Genomic DNA, 2091 nt, shown 5'->3' on the forward strand with positions numbered 1-2091 from the left:
GCCCGGTGCCGACCCCGTTGCGCGAGCGCCTGGCGCTGGCCGGCGGGCTGGTGGCGGCGCAGCGCGAATCGCTGGCGCGCGCCACCGCCGCGCTCGATCGCGCGATCGACGTGCTGATGCCGCGTGAGCGGCCGGCGGCGGTCTACTCGGCGAGCGGCCCGGCCGAACGCGGCAGCCGCGGATTCATTCAAGCCTGATGTTCAGCGCGCCTTGAACGGCGCCTGATACAGCCACACCGGCCGCCCATCCGGGCACACGTGCCGGGCCACCGGGCGCAGTTCCTGCGCCTCGAACTCCAGACTGGCCATCCACGCACCGGCGCGCAGCTGCTRCCGCGCCTTCGCGACCGCGCGCGGCATGCTCTCCGGCCGCTGGAACAGGTAGACCAGTTCGTACGCCGACCAGTCGGCCTGCCAGATGTCGCCGCGCGTCACGCGTGCCGGGATGCGCTGCAGCCGGCAGCGCAGGCCGCACAGCAGCCGCACCGGCCAGCTCCATTCGATGCCGTCGAGCACCGCGCGCGGATACGCCGCGTGCAACTCGCGCAGGCCATCCCCCAGCCCGCAGCCGGCGTCGAGCACGCGTGCGCCGTCCGGCAGCGGCACCAGCGCCGGCAGGCCGCGCAGCGCACCGCGCGGCGTCGGGAACACCGGCGCATCGCGCCAGGCATGGACGGGATAGAGGGCCAGCAGCGCGCCCATCGGCAGCAGCCAGGCCCAGGCGGGCAGCGCACCGGCAAGGCCGGAGGCCAGCAACGAGAGGGGGAAACCCAGCGCGACGAAGATGCGCCGCCAGCGCGTGCCGGCGACGATCGGCAGCAGCGCCAGCACGCCGCCGAGCGCGGTGGCCAGCAGCAGCGCGACACCGAGCGGTGCCGCAGCGCGCTGCAATCCGAAGAAGAGCCCCCAGGCCGCGGCCCAGGCGATCAGCGCGGGCAGCGGCCAGAGCACGTCGCAGCCGACCTCAGAAGTTGAACGCGAGCCGCATGCCGCCCCAGTGCCGGCCCTGCACCGTGATCGGTGCGGCGGCTTCCTTCAGCAGCACGAACTGGCCACCGCCCATGTCGCGGCGGTAGGTCTGCAGCAGGAACGGGCGCTGGTTGCGCGCCGAGGCGAGCCCGGTGCGGTCGTTGAAGATGCGGCGGTAGCGGCTGTTGGCGGTGTCCCAGGCCAGGTCGCCGCGCTGCGGGTGGCAGTACTTCTTGTTGTGCGTCGCCACGTAGCCGTTGCGGTCGACCGCGATGCAGAACACCACTTTCGGGCTCAGCGTCAGCACCCGCTCCTGCACCTGCGGGAACAGCCGGTCGGCCAGCTCGATGAACTGCGTCGCGTGCTGCGCCGGGTTGGTGCCCGGCAGCGACCGGTAGTTCTCGTCGAACAGGTTGCTCGCCGAAATCGTCTTGGTGCGCAGCGAATCCTCGAGCAGCTTGCCGATCTGCGCGGCTGCTTCCATCGCGGCCTGGATGAACGGCGTGTCCTCGGTCTCGATGCCGCATTCGGCCACCAGCTCGATCAGGTGCTCCGAGACCTTCAGGAAGGCCTCGCTGCGGCGCATCGCGCTGTCGAGCGCGGCGGTGGTCTGCTGGATCTCCGACTGCATCGCGCCCATCTGCACGTTGACGCCGCTACAGATCTCGCGGCTTTGCGTGGCCGCGGCGGTGATGCTCGCGACACCGGCCTCGACATCGGCCAGCGCCTTGTGGAACCCGCCCTGCCGGACCTCGCCCGGCTTGACGTGGATCTCGCGCGACAAGGCCTCGATGCGGGTGTCGAGCACGCCCACGGTGCTCATGATCGCCTTCGACGAGCCCTCGACCTTCGAGGCCAGATCCTTCACCGCATCGGCCACCACGCCGAAGCCGCGGCCGGCCTCGCCGGCGCGCTTGGCCTCGACCGAGGCATTGAATGCCACCAGCCGCGTCTGCAGCGCGATCTGCGTGATCTCGCTGGCGGCCGCGGCCACCTCGCGCAGCGTGTCGACGATGCCCGAGACCTCGGTGCCGACCGCCTCGACCGCGTCGCGCGCACGCCCGACCGCCTCGAGGCTGCCGGCCGTCACGTCGCCGATCGCCTGCTGCGCCCGGGTGACTTC

2 protein-coding genes and 1 pseudogene are annotated in these 2091 nt (G+C 72.1%); 1 reads left to right on the forward strand and 2 read right to left on the reverse strand.

Annotated elements, in window-relative coordinates; genetic code table 11:
- Positions 1-197, forward strand: a pseudogene (locus tag AC1D01_RS31785) (hypothetical protein); the annotation flags it as partial.
- Between the two features lie 3 nt (positions 198-200).
- Here the strand turns inward: AC1D01_RS31785 and AC1D01_RS31790 are convergent.
- Together AC1D01_RS31790 and AC1D01_RS31795 are read right to left on the reverse strand one after the other, a co-directional pair.
- Positions 201-950, reverse strand: a complete 750-nt coding sequence (locus AC1D01_RS31790) for a class I SAM-dependent methyltransferase (RefSeq protein ID WP_477873501.1) — start codon at positions 948-950, stop codon at positions 201-203.
- 13 nt (positions 951-963) lie between these two features.
- A partial coding sequence (locus AC1D01_RS31795) for a methyl-accepting chemotaxis protein (RefSeq protein ID WP_477873502.1) occupies positions 964-2091 on the reverse strand: 1128 nt, incomplete at its 5' end.

This window comes from Rhizobacter sp. P3_B12 (assembly GCF_056402895.1).